Genomic DNA, 17,990 nt, shown 5'->3' with positions numbered 1-17,990 from the left:
CCGACAGTCGTCGGGCTTGTCCTTGAAACCGACACAGGATAAAGGAGTAAGAATGAAATCGAACCAACAGGCACGTCATCTTCTTGGTCTGAACTACAAACTTTCTCAGCAGAAAAAGGTCCTGCTGGAAGGCGATGCGGAAACCACGGTTAACCATGTTCGCGCCACCGGCCGCAAGCGCCGCGGTGGCTAATCTTTCAGCTAAGTGATGATAAAAACACCGTCCTTTCTCCAGGATGGTGTTTTTTTAAGACTATCCCCCTCATGTTTACCCTCCTTTGATGTCTTCTGCTTTATACTCTGCCCGCTGCCATTCCCTGCCAGCCCCCCGCCTGTCGCCGCGCCCGGGCTGAAGCGATTATCAAGGAGTTAGTGCGATGCAATTCACTCATAAGAAAAACCGCTCTCTTTACATCCCTTACGCCGGCCCCGTGCTGCTTGAATTTCCGCTGCTCAATAAGGGCAGCGCCTTCAGCATGGAAGAGCGCAGCAGCTTTAATCTGCTGGGCCTGCTGCCGGAAGTGGTCGAAACCATCGAAGAGCAGGCCGAACGCGCGTGGATCCAATACCAGGGATTTAAAACCGAGATCGACAAGCACATTTACCTGCGCAACATTCAGGATACCAACGAAACCCTGTTCTACCGTCTGGTCGGCAACCACCTCGATGAAATGATGCCGGTCATCTATACCCCGACCGTCGGCGCCGCCTGTGAGCGCTTCTCTGAGATCTATCGTCGCGCCCGCGGCGTGTTTATCTCTTACCAGAACCGCAATAATCTCGACGATATTCTGCAAAACGTACCGAACCATAACGTCAAGGTTATCGTGATGACCGATGGCGAACGTATTCTCGGCCTCGGCGACCAGGGCATCGGCGGAATGGGCATTCCTATCGGCAAACTGTCGCTGTATACCACCTGCGGGGGGATCAGCCCGGCCTACACCCTGCCGGTCGTTCTTGACGTGGGCACCAATAATCAGCAACTACTCGACGATCCGTTATACATGGGCTGGCGCCACCCGCGCATTACCGACGATGAGTATTACCAGTTTGTTGACGATGTTATTCAGGCGATTAAAGCCCGCTGGCCGGATGTGCTGCTGCAGTTCGAAGACTTCGCGCAGAAAAACGCTATGCCGCTGCTTAACCGCTATCGCCACGAAATCTGCTCCTTCAACGATGATATCCAGGGCACCGCCTCGGTCACCGTCGGTACGCTGATTGCCGCCAGCCGCGGCGCGGGCAGTCAGCTGAGCGAGCAGAAAATTGTCTTCCTCGGCGCCGGTTCCGCAGGCTGCGGTATCGCGGAGCAGATCGTCGCCCAGATCCAGCGCGAAGGGTTAAGCGAAGAAGAAGCCCGCAAACGCGTATTTATGGTTGACCGTTTCGGTCTGCTCACGGATGCGATGCCAAATCTTCTGCCGTTCCAGAGCAAACTGGTGCAGAAACGCGAACACCTGCAAGAGTGGGACACCACCAGTGACGTGCTGTCGCTGCTTGACGTGGTGCGAAATGTAAAACCGGATATCCTGATCGGCGTCTCCGGGCAGCCTGGGCTGTTCACCGAAGAGATTATCCGCGAGATGCATAAGCATTGCCCACGACCAATCGTGATGCCGCTGTCAAACCCGACCTCAAGGGTGGAAGCCACACCGCAAAATATCCTCACTTGGACCGACGGAGAAGCGCTGGTCGCTACCGGCAGTCCGTTCGCTCCGGTAACGCTCAAAGGCAAGCAGTATGTCATCGCCCAGTGTAACAATTCCTATATCTTCCCGGGGATCGGCCTTGGGGTTATCGCTTCAGGCGCTTCGCGCGTGACCGATGAGATGCTGATGGCCGCCAGCGAAACGCTGGCGAAACATTCGCCGCTGGTGAATAACGGTGAAGGTCCGGTTCTGCCGGAACTGAAAGATATCCAGAGCGTTTCGCGCGCTATCGCTTTTGCGGTGGGTAAAATTGCCCAGGAGCAAGGCGTGGCGGTGAAAACCTCCGCCGAAGCGCTGCTGCAGGCGATCGCCGATAACTTCTGGCAGCCGGAATATCGCAACTATCGCCGGACGTCAATATAACCACTAGCGTAACCGGGAGCGTTAATGCTCCTGGTTACCTGGGAAATAATTCTCTGGTTCGCTATTTTTTGATATCAAATCTATAGCCCTGCCGGCGAATCGTCACGATGGACTCAGATGAATAACACGCCCGAATCTTTTTACGTATCCGCCCAATAAGGACCATTAGTGAACTGCTGCAATATAGCTCTCCTTCTGCATACAGCTGGCGCATAAGATCATCCTTGCTGGTAACTTTACCGCAGTTGCGGATTAATGTTTCCATAATAATATATTCAAAAGCGGTCAGATTTAACGTAACACCATTTACCGACAATTCCCGACGCGAAAGATTTAGCAGAAATGGCGGTATTGAGATTAATTCTGATGACAATCCATAGTTGCGGCGAAAAAGCGCATTGATACGCGCAACCATAATATCAATATGAAATGGCTTACGGATGTGGTTGTCCGCACCGGCGTTGAGGGCGTTAACGCAATCCTGCCAGCACTCGCCTGCGCTCATAACCAATATCGGTACAGAAACCCCCTGGCCGCGCCAGTCGCGGATCAGAGCCAGACCCGCTTCACTTGTCGCGTCCAGATCAATAATTGCGATGTCAGGCGGATACTCTACGATATAGTAATTCGCTTCCTTGACGTTTTGTGCATCATCGACGATATGCCCTTGCTGCGTTAGCTGTACTTTCAAATGATGACGCAGCAGAGCCTTATCCGCAAAGACAAGTATGCGCATCTCCCCCCCTATTTCGATAGTAATTAACAGGCGTGACCTTTTTATTTTTTAATAACTATATTGTGCGGCTGTTGCTGTACGTTAAGTAGCATGCGGCATTAAAAACGCTAATAAATAGTTTTTAGCGGTGATAATTAAATTTTTCATAAACCCGGCTCACGGCGAATAAAAATCCAAAGCGCTTTATAAGGATATAAAGCACCAGACAATTGATATAGTTATCTCAGGAAACGGCCTGGCTAACGTTTATTGAGGATAATCAGTCCTGCTGTCAGATTATCTCGCCAGGCTTATACAGACGAAACAAATATTAAACCACATGCCGTGGCTTATTCAACGTTAGCTATTGATGATCAAAATCTAAGCAAACAGATTTATTTAGCAGCATGAAAACAGCGAACCCGGTTTTTAAAGTATATAAACCCAATATTCATTTTATCTGAAGCATAAATAGCTATAGGTATGACAAATAATTGGTTTTGAACCATTACAGTTTGCAGAGAAATAATGATATATATCAATTGGTAGCGGAAATATTCTTCTTTTCTGTCGAATCGATTATGAAATGAGCGAGATTACGTAAGTTATATTGATTCCATGAATAATTCTTCTGCGTTATCGCTTTTGCGTTGCGCCAAAGCAGCGCTGCTAAGCCTGATAGGGTTCAAGCGCCCAGGATGTTAGTGGCAAAAGCGTGCCCGGCGTAAACGGATCGCTAGCCAAAACGGATTTCACCCATTACACTGCCTGCACCTATCAACTTACTGAATAAAAAAAGGAGGATCCCATGTCGTACCGTGAAATGTTTTTTTCACGTGCATTTGGCGATCGCACCTGCTCAAGCGTTATCGGTATCGTGCTGCGATAACTTCAGCTTGAGCGAAGAAACCAAAGACTGAATCCCTTCCCTCGGGCTTACCGGGTTATCGTCAGCGATGTTTGACGAGGCATAAACATGCCTGTAACTCTTGAGTAAGTTCACCATGAGCACATTACTAACTGCACAATCTCTCCATGTTGATACGGCGTTTGGCCCGCTGTTCACAAACCTCTCCTTTACCCTCAAAAAAGGCGACCGCATTGGCCTGATTGGCTATAACGGCTGCGGAAAAAGTACCCTGCTTAGAGTGCTGGACGGCACGATGATTCCGAATGGGGGCAGCGTGGCGCTGGCCAGCCACTGCCTGATGGCACGGGTGGAACAGCATCTACCCGATACGCTGTTAGCGCAACCTCTGCTACAGGTGGTCCTGGAAAAACTTCCCGCCCTTGAGCGAGAGAACCAGCGCTGGCAAGCGGAGCGGCTGCTGGCGGAGATGGGCTTTACGGCCGATGAAGCCCGGCAGCGGGCGTCAACCCTGAGCGGCGGTCAGCATACCCGGCTGCTGCTTGCCAGGGCGCTGATTCAGCAACCGGATCTCCTGCTGTTGGACGAACCGGGAAACCACCTCGACCTGCCGACTCTCCTGTGGCTGGAAAGCTTCTTGCAAACCTGGCAGGGGAGTTTCGTTCTGGTGTCTCATGACAACATCTTACTGGATGCTGTAACTAATGCGAGTTGGATCCTGCGCGACAAAACCCTGCATGCCTTCTCCCTTCCCTGCAGCGCTGCCCGTCAGGCGCTGGATGAGCGAGATGCCAGCGATGCGCTGCGCCATAAAGCCGAGCAAAAAGAGATTGATCGGGTCGCCGCCAGCGCCAAACGACTGGCTATCTGGGGGCGCACCTATGACAACGAAGATCTCTCGCGTAAAGCTAAGCAGATGGAAAAGCAGGTTCAGCGCCTGAAGGAGAGCCAAACCGATCTCACCGCCGGAACACCCTGGCGGCTAACGCTGCGCGGCGACATGCTGCGGGCAGACAGGCTGCTGGAGATGGACCAGCTTCCCGTCCCGCCCGCGCCGGGTCTGCCGGTCCTGTTTACTGCGGGTCTGGCTCGTCTGAAAAGCGGCGATCGGGTCGCGGTAATGGGCCGTAACGGCGGCGGGAAATCCTCCCTGCTGCGTCTACTGTGGCGACATATGCAGCAGGAATCAGCGGAGGACGGCTTACGCCTGCACCCGCGGCTGAAACCGGGTTATTACGATCAGACCCTGCATCAGCTTGCGGATGACGACACGCTTCTCGACGCGCTGGAACCTTTTGAGCCGGCGGCGGACGCGCGCAAGCGGGCGCTGATCTCAGCCGGATTTAGCTGGGCTCGTCACGGGCAAAAGGTCGCCACCTTAAGCGGCGGCGAGCGTTCGCGTCTGCTATTTGTCGGCCTGTCTCTGGCCTACTATAGCCTGCTGCTTCTGGATGAGCCAACCAACCATCTGGATATGGACGGCAAAACAGCGCTGGCAAGAACGTTGTGCGACTACCCAGGCGGACTGCTGCTGGTGAGCCACGACCGCGAACTCATTAACCATAGCTGCAATCGCTTCTGGCTTATTGACGAGCGCGGGCTGAGCGAATGGCACAGCGCCGAAGAGGTGTATGAGGTTTTACGCACCGCCGTTCGTTGTCCGGCCCCGGAGGTCGTGGCGGAGAACCGCCGCGAAGCGGAGGAAGACCATGATACGCTGCTGGAACGGTTAGTGTCGCTTGAGCAACTGCTGGCCGACGATCTGGCCCGTAAACCAAAACATCAAAAACCGCAGCTGCAGGCGCAGTGGCGTAAGGAGATAGCCACCCTCAACGCTTTGCTAAGCTAAATGTTTGTTCCCCGGCGCAGCCCGCTGCGCCGGGGTTTTACTTAGCATGAGTCGCCGGTCGCGGTTTGATTCGACTAAACTGCTGCTCGGTCATCGTCCTGCCCCACTGTTCGCCCTGCCACTCTTTATCCAGCGTGAAACTAAAGGATTCATACAGCCTGCGGGCGGCGTGCAGGCCGCTGAAGGTCCATAGCTGTACTGATGCAAAGTCCCGGCTATCGCAAAAAGCCATGGCTTCGCTCAGCAGGCGCCGACCAATGCCGCTACCCCGGCAGCTATCGTCGAGAATAAACCAGCGCAGATGCGCCTGGTTATTCCCCAGATCCTCGCCGTCAATCGCTACCGATCCGACAATTTGCTCGCCCTGAACGGCCAGCCAAACACGGTTGCACGGTTTATCGAGACGAGCTGAAAATTCCGCCAGCCCGCTGGCGACTTTACTCTCGAAAAAAGCACCAAACTGATAATGTTTTGCATAATACTCGCCGTGCATTTGCGCTATGCGGCCAATCATTCCAGGCCGATAGCCGGTAGCGATATCAATCGTCTTTTTCGAGCCTGTAGCCTCGACGTCGCGGCATTTTTCCAACGCCCAGGCCCAGGTTGTGAGGCCCTGAGCGACGCACTGTCTTTGCGCATCGCTCAGGTGTTCCAGCGCATCCACTACCCGCATAGCGCCGTAGGCGTTAATTTTTTTGACCGTCGCCGCACCTTGCGCCGTTAACGCAAGCTGCTTAATCCGCCCGTCGCGGGAGGACGTTTTTTCCCGGAGTTCCCCGGCGGCAAGCAGACGGGAAAGCATCCTGCTGACGCTAGACTTTTCCAGCCCCAGGATCTGCACCAGCTGAGCGGCCGTCATCGCGCCGCGTAGAGAAATTTCCACAAGCGTATGTACCGCCGAAGGTGAGTACGCCGTAGCGGCCAGCGTGGTGCTCATAAAGCCCAGTTCACGCACCATCAGGCGGGAAGCGGTACGAATTTCATCAACAAGCGCGGGTGAGTTCATCTGAGGTCAGCTCTGTCAGAAATGGTTGCATGATACAACCATTTTCTGCTGCGTGCTGTCAAGCCGCCGTGTTGCCTCCTCCCTGAACTGGCCTCAACTGAACGGGGTGAATGCTCGCACTTTACTCGCGCGTGACACCATGCCGATACCCACCTTGCGGGGAAAAAGACGCCTGCCGGCTTTACCCGCTTTTGTACTTATTGCGGATTTTTCTCTTTCCACGCTTCCCATGCCGCTTTGATTTCCTGTTTCGCGGCGGCGGCATCGTTAAAGCCGTCCAGCTCGACTTTTTTGCGTCCGTCCGGCAGCTGTTTGTAAACCCGGAAGAAAGCCTGCAGACGCTCCTGCTCAATTTTCGGCAGATCGCTGATGTTAATCACGTCATCGTAGGTTGGGTCGATTTTACTTGCCGGAACGGCAATGATTTTGTCGTCCTTCTCACCGCCATCAATCATCTTCAGCAAGCCAATCGCACGCAGCTTAATCAGCGTTCCCGGGGCCATCGGCGCGCGGGTATAAAACACCACGTCCAGCGGATCGCCATCCCCTGCCAGCGATTGAGTGAGCGAGCCGTAGTTAGCCGGATAGGCCACCGGCATCGACTGGAAACGATCGGCGATCAGAAAGCCGGTTTTGGCGTCCGTTTCGTATTTGATAATGCCGCCCGCCGGGATTTCGGTTACGGCGTAAAACTCTTCAGGGTTGTTGTTCGGCTGCGGAAAATCCAGCACGTTTTGCGCCTCAACAGCGGTAGAAAGCAGAAGGCCTGCGGCCAGGAGGGTTTTCGCCAGATGCATTGTCATGTCGCTCTAGGTTAATAAGAAATTGAAAAACAGAACGATAGAGATCGCGGATGAAAATTTCATGACATGCAAGTGACATAAATATGACGCGCAGAAACATAAGAAAAACTGTTCGAAAAACAAACAAAAGAAATCTTTAACCAGCATAAAAATCTATTATTACCTTGATTTATTGGCAATTTAAGCTATTGGTTAACATGCGTAAAAACAAATATTGTGTTAATACGCTTATGTTTAATAAGGAGAACAGAATGAAAGCTGCCGTCGTCACGCAAGATCATCAGGTCAATGTTACGGAAAAAACACTTCGCCCATTACAGCACGGCGAAGCCCTTTTAAAAATGGACTGCTGCGGCGTCTGCCATACCGACCTGCACGTTAAGAACGGCGATTTCGGCGATAAAACCGGCGTCATTCTGGGCCATGAAGGCGTGGGCGTGGTGCAGCAGGTCGGCCCTGGCGTGCACTCGCTCAAGCCGGGCGATCGCGCCAGCGTCGCATGGTTCTTCGAAGGCTGCGGTCACTGTGAATATTGTAACAGCGGTAACGAAACGCTGTGCCGTTCGGTAAAAAATGCGGGCTACACCGTTGATGGCGGGATGGCCGAAGAGTGTATCGTCATTGCCGATTACGCGGTCAAAGTGCCGGATGGTCTTGATTCTGCGGCAGCCAGCAGCATCACCTGCGCAGGGGTCACCACCTATAAAGCGGTAAAAGTTTCCCATATCAAACCCGGCCAGTGGATCGCCATTTATGGCCTCGGCGGGTTGGGTAACCTGGCCCTGCAATATGCGAAAAACGTTTTTAACGCCAAGGTCATCGCCCTTGACGTTAATGATGAACAGCTGAAACTGGCCGCAGAAATGGGCGCAGATCTGACCATCAATTCCCGCAGCGAAGACGCGGCCAAAATTATCCACGAGAAAACCGGCGGCGCCCATGCCGCAGTCGTGACGGCGGTCGCCAAAGCGGCGTTTAACTCTGCGGTGGATGCGGTTCGCGCCGGCGGACGCGTGGTGGCCGTCGGCCTGCCTCCGGAAGCCATGAGCCTGGATATTCCGCGCCTGGTACTGGACGGTATCGAGGTGGTTGGTTCTCTGGTGGGTACGCGCCAGGATCTGGCCGAAGCCTTCCAGTTTGCCGCCGAGGGTAAGGTGGTACCGAAGGTCACCCTGCGCCCGCTGGGTGATATCAACGCCATCTTTAAGGAGATGGAACAGGGACAAATTCGCGGTCGTATGGTGATTGATTTCCGCCGTTAATTTTCTCGCCTCTCTCGCTACGGGAGAGGTTCCATTTATCCCCTTATGCAGGTAGCTCTGCTGCGCATATTTACATGATGCCCGGCAGAAATCCTTTCTTACGCTCATCATCGTTCAGCCGATAAATATCGAACCGGCTACCACCTTCATTAACAACGCTCTCCCCGCTATGCGCAGCCTGTGGTATGCAGGATATAAATGCTTTTTACGCAAATGCTTAGCGCAAATCCTTACTTCCTTTGTTAAAACGCGCGCCCGATGATGACTAAACAAGAGATAACAAAGGAATTCACCATGCACATCCGTTTTCGCCTGCCCGCGCTGGCGGCGCTATTTTTAACCGGCGCGTTTTCCGCCTGGGCCGCCGACGCCCCGGTTAAAGGCGGTACGTTAATCTATCTGGAGCAGCAGCCGCATACTAATCTTTACCCACCGGCCGGTGGCTTCTACCCCAACGGCGGCATTCTTAATCAAATAACCGATAAGCTCACCTGGCAGAACCCGAAAACGCTGCAGGTGGAGCCGTGGATCGCCGAAAGCTGGAGCGCCAACGCGGATAAAACCGAATATACCTTTAAGCTTCGCCCCGGGGTGACCTTCTCAGATGGCACCCCGCTTGACGCCAGGGCGGTCGCCAAAAACTTTGATACCTACGGCCTCGGTGATAAAGCGCACCGCCTGCCGGTGTCTGAGGTCATTAATAACTACGATCGCAGCGAAGTCATCGATCCGCTGACGGTAAAGTTCTACTTTAAAAAGCCCTCGCCGGGATTTCTGCAGGGCACCGCCACCATCGGCTCCGGGCTGGTATCCCTCAGTACCCTGGCGCGTAATTTTGAAGAGCTGGGCGATGCCCGCCATATTATTGGCTCCGGACCTTTTACGGTAAAAGATAAAAAGCCGGGGCGCGAACTCACTCTGGTCGCGCGCAAAGATTATCAATGGGGACCGAAAAATCTCACCCAGCAGGGACCAGCTAATCTCGATGGCATCACTTACATCGTTACCCCTGAAGATGGCGTGCGCATTGGCGCTCTGCTGGCGGGCCAGGCTGATTTTATCCGTCAGGTACAGGCCTACGATGAAAAGCAGGCCACCGGGCAGGGCTTTAAAATTTATGCTGCCCCCACGCGCGGCGTTAACGACAGCCTGAGCTTCCGGCCGGATAATCCGCTGGTTGCCGACCTGCGCGTTCGTCAGGCGCTGCTGCACGCCACCGACGCCAGGCAGGTAGTCGAAACGCTGTTCTCCGCCAACTATCCGCAGGCGACCTCCGTCGTCGCCAGTACCGCCGCCGGGTACGTTAACCTCAGCGACAAGCTGGCTTTCGATCCGGCCAAAGCAAAACAACTGCTTGATGATGCAGGCTGGAAACCGGCTGCCGATGGTATTCGGGTCAAAGATGGCCAGCGGCTGGCCTTAACCGTCTATGAATCTCTGCCGCAACCGCAAAATAAAGAAGTTTTGCAGCTTGTCGCTCAGCAGTGGCGTCAGGTCGGCGTCGCGCTGGCGGTCAAAGCCGGCGATGCCGGCAGCCGTACGCTGGATAACCTCGATCCGCTGAAAACGCCGCTCACCGTGTCGGAAGTGGGCCGCGCCGACCCCGACGTGGTGAAAAGCATGTTTTTCCCCACTAACCGCGACGCGCTGCTGCAAAAAGGCGGCTCCAGCGACAAAGTACAGGGGTTCCGCGACGATAAGCTCAACGCATTGCTGAGCGCGATTTCAGCCGAAGTTGAACCGCAAAAACGGCTCCAGCTCACCGGCGATGCCCAACGCTATCTGCTGGATAATGCCTACGTGATCCCGATATTTGAAGAACCGCAGGTCTTCGCCGGCGCCCCGTGGGTGAAAGGCGTCAGTTTTGAAGCGGTAGGCCGCCCGTCGTTCTATGGCGCGTGGCTGGAAAAGCACTGAGGAGCCTGCGATGAGCCATTATCTTCTGCGGCGAACCGGCCAGGGTTTACTGGTGCTATGGGCGGCATTTACCCTCTCCTTCATCCTGTTACAGGTGCTGCCCGGCGATGCGGTACTGATCAAGTTTCAGAATCCGGATCTGGGGCTCAGCCCTGAGCAGATCGCCGAAATGCGCCTCGCCTGGGGGGCCGATAGCCCGGTGTGGAAGCAGTATCTCCACACCCTCTTCGCCATGCTGCGCGGGGATTTTGGTTATTCGCTGCAGGCCGGACTGCCGGTGAGCGCGCTGATCGCCAGCAATCTGCCGCAGACACTAAGCCTCGCGCTCCCCGCCTTTGCGCTGGCGGTGGCGCTGGCTTTTACCCTCGCCTTCGCCTCACGGCTGCCGGGTCTGCGCTGGCTAAGCAATACGCTGCAATCGCTGCCGGTGCTGTTTATCTCCCTGCCGACGTTCTGGCTCGCTATCGCCCTGATACAGCTTTTCTCCTTTCAGCTGCACTGGATACCGGTGATCAATCCGGGACCGATTGAGGGACTCATTCTGCCCGTCGTCGCCGTCGCGGTACCGATTTCCGCTCCGCTGGCGCAAATTCTGATGCGCAGTCTGGATCAGGTCGCCGCGCTGCCGTTTGTGGCCGTTGCTCGTGCTAAAGGCATGAGCGAGACCGGCGTGCTGTGGCGGCACGTTACCGGCAATGCCCTGCTACCGGTGCTCAATATGGCCGGGCTGCTGCTCGGGGAACTGATCGCCGGAGCCCTGATTACCGAAACCGTGTTTGGCCGCGGCGGGCTGGGTCTGCTGACGCAGCAGGCGGTCAATAATCAGGATATCGCGGTACTGCAGGCGGTGGTGATGATCTCAGCCCTTGGTTTTGTCCTGATTAATCTGCTGGTCGACCTGCTGATGCCGCTGCTCGACCCGCGCCTGAAAACCGCTGAGGGAGGTACGCTATGAGTCTGGTTGATTACGCAATCGCCGCCCGCCGCCGCTCGCCAGACTGGCGCACGCTACGCTTCCAGCCCGGCCTGCTGCTGGCCTGGGCGATTATGATCGTTGCTGCGCTAATGGCCGTTGTCCCGCAGCTGTTTACCGCTTATAACCCGTTGGAAGGTTTCCCCGGCGCCCAGCGCCTGGCCCCCCAGGCGGGTCACTGGCTGGGCACCGACCAGCTTGGTCGCGATCTGTGGAGTCGAATCGTCTACGGCGCTGCCCATTCGCTCTCCGCTGCGCTGGCGGCAGTGGCGATTGGCCTGATCATCGGAACCGCGCTGGGTACGCTGGCCGGCGCGCTGGCGGGACGCGTGGAGTCGATCGTCATGCGGCTGGTCGACGTACTGCTGGCGATTCCATCCCTGTTGCTGTCCCTGACGGTCATTATTCTGCTCGGCTTCGGCACCCTCAACGCCGCCGTCGCGGTCGGGGTGGCGGCAATAGCCAGCTTTGCCCGCCTGGCGCGCGCGGAAGTCGTACGCGTACGGCGCAGCGATTACGTCGAAGCGGCCTACGGCAGCGGCGGCACCTTTTTTGCCGTCTTCTGGCGGCATATTTTACCCAATTCGCTCACCGCGGTACTGGCCTTCGCCACGCTCCAGTTCGGCCAGGCCGTTCTGGCGCTCTCAACCCTGAGTTTTCTCGGCTACGGCACGCCGCCGCCGGTACCAGAGTGGGGATTACTGATCGCCGAAGGCCGTAACTACCTCTCCACCGCCTGGTGGCTAACGACCCTTCCCGGTATGGCGGTGATTGCGGTCGTGCTTGCCGCCAATCGTATTAGCCGTCAATTTAGCGGAGAACGCCGATGAATGTTTTAACCGTAGAAAACCTACGCATCAGCTATCGTTCGCAGAGTGAATGGCGTGAAGTCGTGCATAACGTCAGTTTTCAGGTAAAACGCGGCGAAATGCTGGCGTTCGTCGGCGAATCCGGCTCGGGCAAAACCACTACCGCCCAAGCGATAATGGGTCTGCTGGCGGAGAATGCCCGGCGCGACAGCGGGCGCATCAGTATTAACGGTGAAGACATTAGCGGCTGGTCAGGTAAACGCCTCGACGGCCTGCGCGGCGCGCGAATTAGCCTGGTGCCCCAGGATCCAGGCAACTCCCTCAATCCGGTGAAAACCATCGGCGCGCAGGTAGGTGAAATTCTGCGCCTCCATCAGAAACGCAGCGCCGCGGAACGTAAAACGCAGGTACTGGCGCTGCTGGCGAAGGTTGGACTGAGCCACCCGGAGCAGCGCTTCGATCAATATCCGCACCAGCTTTCAGGCGGCATGAAGCAACGAGTGCTGATTGCCATCGCCATCGCTCTGAAACCGGATTTAATCATTGCTGATGAGCCAACCAGCGCCCTTGACGTGACGGTACAGAAGCGGATCCTCGATCTGCTGGATACCCTGCGCCGGGAGTCCGGCACGGCGGTGCTGTTCGTCACTCACGATCTGGCGCTGGCAGCCGAACGTGCCGACCGCCTGCTGGTCTTTCGTCATGGCGAAATTCAGGAGCAAGGCGCGACCCGCGATGTGGTACGGACGCCGCAGCATGCCTATACTCGCCAGCTGCTCAGCGATCTTCACGGCCCGGCGCTGACCATGGCTCCCGCCGGCGGTCGCGTACTGGCTACGCCGGCGATTCGCGTCGACGACATCAGCAAGCGCTTCTCATTAGGCCGGGCGCATTTGCAGGCGCTGGACGCCGTGAGTTTTGAGGTTAAGCGCGGCTGCACGCACGCGCTGGTTGGTGAGTCCGGTTCCGGCAAAACGACACTTGCGCGGATCCTGCTGGGATTCGAAAAGGCGGATAGCGGCCAGATTGCCATCGATGGTATTGATGCCGGGCATCTCAGTCGGGAGGCGCTCCGCCAGCTACGGCGTAAAATTCAGTTTGTCTATCAGAACCCCTTTGCCTCTCTTGACCCACGGCAAACGCTGTTTGAAATCATTGAAGAGCCGTTAAAGAACTTCGACCGCTTCAGCGCCGGAATACGACGCCAGCGCGTCGAAACGGTCGCCGCTCGCGTGGCGCTCGCTCCGGAGCTGCTGTCGCGAACCGCCCGTGAACTCTCCGGCGGACAGCGGCAGCGGGTGGCTATCGCCCGCGCCCTAATCCTTGAACCGACGATCCTTGTCCTCGATGAAGCGACTTCGGCGCTGGACGTTACCGTCCAGGCGCAAATTCTCGCCTTGCTGCAGCAGCTGCAGCAACAGCTGGGATTGACCTATCTGTTTATCACCCACGATTTGGCGACGGTTCGCCGTATCGCCCACAGCGTGACGGTACTGCGGGCGGGCCAGGTTATTGAACATGGCGATGTCGGCCGACTGTTCAGCGCTCCGCAGCATGAGTATACCCGCGAGCTTATTGCCGCTATTCTCCACTTTTCCCCCTCGAACAAGGAGGTCGCATGACGCGTAAACGACTGGGTTTTTTCACTCGCCTGCTGGACCACGTCGCGCCAGGTGAGCGCTATCGGCTGGCTACCGAACAAATTCGCCACGCCGAACGACTGGGTTTTGACAGCGCCTGGGTCGCTCAGCACCATTTTCATGAGCACGAAGGCGGCCTGCCGTCGCCGCTGGTCTTTCTCGCCCACGCGGCAGCGCATACGGAGCGCATTCGCCTGGGAACCGCCATTATCACCCTGCCGATGGAAAACCCGCTGCGGGTTGCCGAGGATGCGGCGGTGCTGGATCTGCTCGCCGATGGACGACTGGAGGTGGGCTTCGGATCTGGCGGCACGCCGACCTCGTTTTTACCCTTTGGATTGACCATCGACCAGCGCAGCGCAGTCTTTGCCGAACACCTGCATCTGATTCAAAGCGCCTGGCGCGGAGATTCACTTTCGCATCCGGATAATCATCTTTATCCCCAGGCACCGCAGTTGGCGGAGCGTATCTGGATTGCCACTTTTTCCGTTGAAGGCGCGGTGCGCGCGGCTCAGGCCGGACACGGCCTGATGCTTTCGCGTACCCAGCCGCGTCCTTCAGGGCAGCCCACGCTGCCGCTGGACGCTATCCAGAATCCGATTATTGACGCCTATCTCGCCGCGCTGCCGCCGGGCGTCGAGCCACGGATCCTCGCCTCGCGGACGGCCTTTGTCGCCGATAGCCAGCAGTATGCGCTGCAGGTCGCAGAACCCGGTCTGCGTCAGCAGGCGGCCCAGCATCGCGCCGCAGGTCATCACATTATTGGTGACACTGTCACAGATTTTTTACCGCAGCTTGACGCGCACGTTGGCGACCCGCAGCACGTCGCCGCTTCGCTGGGGCGCGATAGCGTCCTGCGGCGGGTAACCGATATTTCGTTCCAGGTGCACTCCGTTGAACCCTCGCACCGCGACACGCTTCGTTCCATTGAGCTGATCGCTCAGCATATTGCCCCGCAGATACGATAAGGAGTCACCATGACGCTCAGTCAGGATATATTGGCCGAACTGGCAGAAATTGCCCCCGATTCCGCCTTAGCGGCGGCGAGAGCCGTGCGCGAGGCGGCCACCCATCATGCTCAGGGAAGCTATGAAGCGCTGTTCGGTCAGCAGGATAACGACTTTCCGCTCGACGAACGTTTTGCCGTTGCCGCCAGGGTAGCGAAGCTGCATGAGAGCGATGCGCTGGCCGCCCACTATGCCGGGTTTGGGATTGCCGATCCGACCTCGCCGCGGCTGGTTCCGGCGCAGGCCTTTGCCCGGCTGTTGACCTTCGCGCCGGTAGAAGCCACGCCTTCGGCTCTGGAGGCATTAACCCGCGCCGGATGGAGCCCGCGCGCTATCGTGACGCTGGCCCAGCTGATTGCGTTTGTCAGCTTCCAGAGTCGTCTGTTGAACGGTCTACGCCTGCTCAACGGTAAAAGCGCCCCGGTTGCCGGGACCCCGGTCGTAGCCGGATTCTGGCATACCTCACCGCAAACCCTCAGCGGTAAACGCGCGCCGGTGCGCTTCACCCGCGATGAACTGCACTGGGAACCCTGGCTGGCGGCTAAACCGCTGGCGGAATTTACCCCGGATGAGCAGGCGCTGCTGGCGAAATTCGGCCACAGCGACTCGCCCTACTTCCGCCTGCTGGCGCGCAACCAGCCGGTGCTGGAGCAGCGTACGTTAACCGATAAAGGGATTTTTTATACTCCCGGCGGCCTGCCGCGTGCCGAACGCGAGCTGGCGGCGACGGTAGCGAGTAAAATCAACGGTTGTATTTATTGCGCCTCGGTGCATGCTCGCAAGGCCGCGCAGTTAGCGAAAGATGAAACGGCGGTAGAGACCCTGCTGGCGGTGACCCCGGGAGAGAAGCTGAGCGATGGGCAGACGCCGCGCTGGCAGGCGCTCATTGATTTTGCCGCAGCGATTTCCGTTACCCCTCCCGCCCTGGCCGCGAGCCACCTTGCGGCCGTCGAACAGCAACAGCTGGATACCCTCGCCCAACTGGATCTGCTGCAATCGGCAGCCTTCTTCGCCTGGGCCAACCGGTTAATGCTGACCCTCGGGGAGCCGTGGCAGGATTAGCCGCCTGCGGATTTCGTCAGACAGAACGCTGCTGATAGCGGGCATAAATCAGCAGTGAACTGAGCGCAAGAAACGAAAGCAGCGCGGCCGGTAAGGCAACAGAACGCCAGCCAAGGCCGGCCGTAATCATCATCCCGCCGAACAGCGCCCCGATGGCGCTACCAAGATTAAAGGCGATCTGGCCGCCCGCCGCGCCCAGCATCTCGCCGCCTTTGGCATTTTGCAGCAGCATGATTTGCAGCGGCGCCGACAGGGCAAACAGCGCCGCGCAGCAGATAAACGCCAGGGTTAGTGAGGCGGTTTTATTCTCACCCAGCAGGAACAGGAGTAATAAGGTCAAAACGATAACGCCATCCGTCACGGCGGCAATACGTAACGGACTGTAGCGTGCGGAAACTTTACCGCTAAATAAATTCCCCAGAACCATCCCCAGACCCACCAGCATCATAATCATTATGATGGCGCTTTCACCGAAGCCGGAGACGTTGATCATAAACGGCTTAATATAGCTAAACCACGCGAAGACGCCGGCATTGCCGAACAGGGTGGCGGCAAAAATTAACCACGGCGCAGGCGAGGTTAAAAAATGAAATTGCGAGCGCAAGCGCGTGGTTGATTTATCAAATAACGTCGGCACCCACCAGGCGATGGACACCAGCACCGCGACGTCAAAGACCGCAATCGCCAGGAAGGTATAGCGCCAGCTGAACTGATGGCCAAGCCAGGTTCCTCCCGGTACCCCCAGCAGGTTGGCGACGGTCATCCCAGCGATCATCCCCGCCACCGCTGCGGTAACCTTGCCTGGCGGCGCAATTTTCGACAGAATGATCGCGCCCACGCCAAAGAATGCGCCGTGCGGAAACCCGGAGATGAGGCGCCCCAGCGCCAGCATCGAGTAGCTGGAAGAGAACGTGAAGATGGCGTTGCCGATAATGCATAGCGCTACGAGAAACAGCATCACTGATTTTAGTGAAAAGCGGCTGGAGAATATCGCCATCACCGGCGCGCCGATCACGACGCCGGACGCATAATATGAAATCATGTTGCCTGCGGCAGGAATGGATATGCCGACATCACGGGCAATTTCAGGTAATACCCCCATGATGCCAAATTCCGCCATTCCGAGACCAAAAGTGCCAAGCGCTAACGAAAAAATAGTCTTTTTCATACATCTAATCACTTGTTATGGATTTTACCGGTCGCATTATTATGCATTCTCTGGCGGTAAACCAGTTTAAAACCTTCCGTAACCTGTTTATCCATAAAACAGCGTGATTACTTCATATCCAACGTTCATAAAAACAGCAATCATTAAATCCTGAATTGGCTTAATACCCAATGGGCAACCAATATAACAATGACAACGGCAGGCGTGAACCAAACGTCAAAATCGAAAGCCCGGTAAATAAGCCCTGTAAGTACTATTGCGCAGATTAATATTACGTGAGTGCAAATGCCGTCATAAATATCCTTTAAAAAATAGCGAAGCATGGCTTTCATGATTTTATTGCCTCGGGCAGTCAGTCGCCGTTAACGCTTCATCCGCGAGTGAATTAGTGAACCTGCTGATGTTTGATCTTTTTCATCACCTTTGCTGCTTTGTATACCTCACTTAGCGGAGCGAAGTGATGCGATACCCCACAGGCGACGACCAGCGGTAGCGCGAAAATAATGAGTTGCGCAGGATGCCAGGTCCCTTCATGGACCGCTTTCAGGATGCCGATCCCGATAATTAAAAGAACGAATACATGGACAAATATTGCCCTGGGCAAGCGCGATGCCGCTTCGTCAACGGCACAGTATAAAAGCGTCTTATATCTCGCCGTTAACTTGTCGATCTGCTTATCTGTAAAGCCACTTTCATGCATGATTTTTATTAATTTAGCATCTTCCATTTTTTACTCAAATATAACCCGGACTTCCTTGAACCGTATACAGCTTACTCTTTATCGCTGCGTAAAGACAACCCACAATATTAATTTCAGTGATTTTCTTTTCTGTGGA

15 protein-coding genes are annotated in these 17,990 nt (G+C 56.0%); 10 read left to right on the top strand and 5 right to left on the bottom strand.

All coding sequences use genetic code 11. From position 1 onward, the window contains the following. Window positions 1-52: 52 nt before the first annotated feature. Window positions 53-193 carry a stationary-phase-induced ribosome-associated protein gene (gene sra, locus HMPREF3178_RS12165; protein WP_004101955.1) on the top strand — a complete coding sequence of 47 codons (141 nt, stop codon included), beginning with the start codon at window positions 53-55 and terminating at the stop codon, window positions 191-193. Window positions 194-377: 184 nt separating this feature from the next. After that, on the top strand, window positions 378-2,075 hold the full coding sequence (locus HMPREF3178_RS12160; RefSeq protein ID WP_017145919.1) for an NAD-dependent malic enzyme: 1,698 nt from the start codon (window positions 378-380) through the stop codon (window positions 2,073-2,075). A gap of 61 nt (window positions 2,076-2,136) precedes the next feature. Here the strand turns inward: HMPREF3178_RS12160 and HMPREF3178_RS12155 are convergent, their stop codons facing one another. Further along, entirely contained in the window at window positions 2,137-2,811 is a 675-nt protein-coding gene (locus tag HMPREF3178_RS12155) for a response regulator (RefSeq protein WP_016807809.1), read from the bottom strand. Between the two features lie 983 nt (window positions 2,812-3,794). On the opposite strand from HMPREF3178_RS12155, the gene HMPREF3178_RS12150 reads away from it, so the two are divergent. Continuing rightward, window positions 3,795-5,507: an ABC-F family ATP-binding cassette domain-containing protein gene (locus HMPREF3178_RS12150; protein ID WP_017145920.1), complete on the top strand. Its 1,713-nt coding sequence runs from the start codon at window positions 3,795-3,797 to the stop codon at window positions 5,505-5,507. 37 nt (window positions 5,508-5,544) lie between these two features. Here HMPREF3178_RS12150 and HMPREF3178_RS12145 read toward each other — a convergent pair whose 3' ends face one another. Together HMPREF3178_RS12145 and HMPREF3178_RS12140 are read right to left on the bottom strand one after the other, a co-directional pair. Beyond that, entirely contained in the window at window positions 5,545-6,513 is a 969-nt protein-coding gene (locus HMPREF3178_RS12145; protein ID WP_004112899.1) for a bifunctional helix-turn-helix transcriptional regulator/GNAT family N-acetyltransferase, read from the bottom strand. Between the two features lie 197 nt (window positions 6,514-6,710). Next, window positions 6,711-7,310, bottom strand: coding sequence for an inorganic diphosphatase (locus tag HMPREF3178_RS12140; protein ID WP_017145921.1), 600 nt, complete (start codon window positions 7,308-7,310; stop codon window positions 6,711-6,713). Between the two features lie 257 nt (window positions 7,311-7,567). On the opposite strand from HMPREF3178_RS12140, the gene adhP reads away from it, so the two are divergent. The 7 genes from adhP (at window position 7,568) to HMPREF3178_RS12105 (ending at window position 15,986) form a co-directional block, all read left to right on the top strand. Then, the gene (gene adhP / locus HMPREF3178_RS12135) at window positions 7,568-8,578 is read left to right on the top strand and encodes an alcohol dehydrogenase AdhP (protein ID WP_004101944.1); all 1,011 of its coding nucleotides are present in this window, start codon (window positions 7,568-7,570) and stop codon (window positions 8,576-8,578) included. Window positions 8,579-8,872: 294 nt separating this feature from the next. Next, window positions 8,873-10,495 carry a TIGR04028 family ABC transporter substrate-binding protein gene (locus HMPREF3178_RS12130; RefSeq protein ID WP_017145922.1) on the top strand — a complete coding sequence of 541 codons (1,623 nt, stop codon included), beginning with the start codon at window positions 8,873-8,875 and terminating at the stop codon, window positions 10,493-10,495. Between the two features lie 10 nt (window positions 10,496-10,505). Next, on the top strand, window positions 10,506-11,450 hold the full coding sequence (locus HMPREF3178_RS12125) for an ABC transporter permease (protein WP_017145923.1): 945 nt from the start codon (window positions 10,506-10,508) through the stop codon (window positions 11,448-11,450). Continuing rightward, the gene (locus HMPREF3178_RS12120; protein WP_004101938.1) at window positions 11,447-12,298 is read left to right on the top strand and encodes an ABC transporter permease; all 852 of its coding nucleotides are present in this window, start codon (window positions 11,447-11,449) and stop codon (window positions 12,296-12,298) included. Before HMPREF3178_RS12125 ends, HMPREF3178_RS12120 begins: the two co-directional genes overlap by 4 nt. After that, window positions 12,295-13,899, top strand: coding sequence for a dipeptide ABC transporter ATP-binding protein (locus HMPREF3178_RS12115; RefSeq protein WP_017145924.1), 1,605 nt, complete (start codon window positions 12,295-12,297; stop codon window positions 13,897-13,899). The genes HMPREF3178_RS12120 and HMPREF3178_RS12115 overlap by 4 nt, the downstream gene beginning before the upstream one ends. Next, on the top strand, window positions 13,896-14,885 hold the full coding sequence (locus HMPREF3178_RS12110) for a putative FMN-dependent luciferase-like monooxygenase (protein WP_016807814.1): 990 nt from the start codon (window positions 13,896-13,898) through the stop codon (window positions 14,883-14,885). Before HMPREF3178_RS12115 ends, HMPREF3178_RS12110 begins: the two co-directional genes overlap by 4 nt. A 9-nt stretch (window positions 14,886-14,894) precedes the next feature. Further along, a complete protein-coding gene (locus HMPREF3178_RS12105) occupies window positions 14,895-15,986 on the top strand; it encodes an alkylhydroperoxidase domain protein (RefSeq protein ID WP_017145925.1) in 1,092 nt (363 codons plus the stop codon). A gap of 16 nt (window positions 15,987-16,002) precedes the next feature. Here the strand turns inward: HMPREF3178_RS12105 and araJ are convergent, their stop codons facing one another. Both araJ and HMPREF3178_RS12090 read right to left on the bottom strand, forming a co-directional pair. Next, a complete protein-coding gene (gene araJ / locus HMPREF3178_RS12100; RefSeq protein ID WP_004112882.1) occupies window positions 16,003-17,154 on the bottom strand; it encodes an MFS transporter AraJ in 1,152 nt (383 codons plus the stop codon). A gap of 385 nt (window positions 17,155-17,539) precedes the next feature. Next, entirely contained in the window at window positions 17,540-17,881 is a 342-nt protein-coding gene (locus HMPREF3178_RS12090; RefSeq protein WP_004112879.1) for a hypothetical protein, read from the bottom strand. Between the last annotated feature and the right edge of the window lie 109 nt (window positions 17,882-17,990).

This window comes from Klebsiella sp. HMSC09D12, assembly GCF_001808475.1.
Taxonomy (GTDB): Bacteria; Pseudomonadota; Gammaproteobacteria; order Enterobacterales; family Enterobacteriaceae; genus Klebsiella; species Klebsiella oxytoca.
Note: the sequence above shows the minus strand (reverse complement) of the source record. Positions and strands in the feature narration are given on the sequence as shown.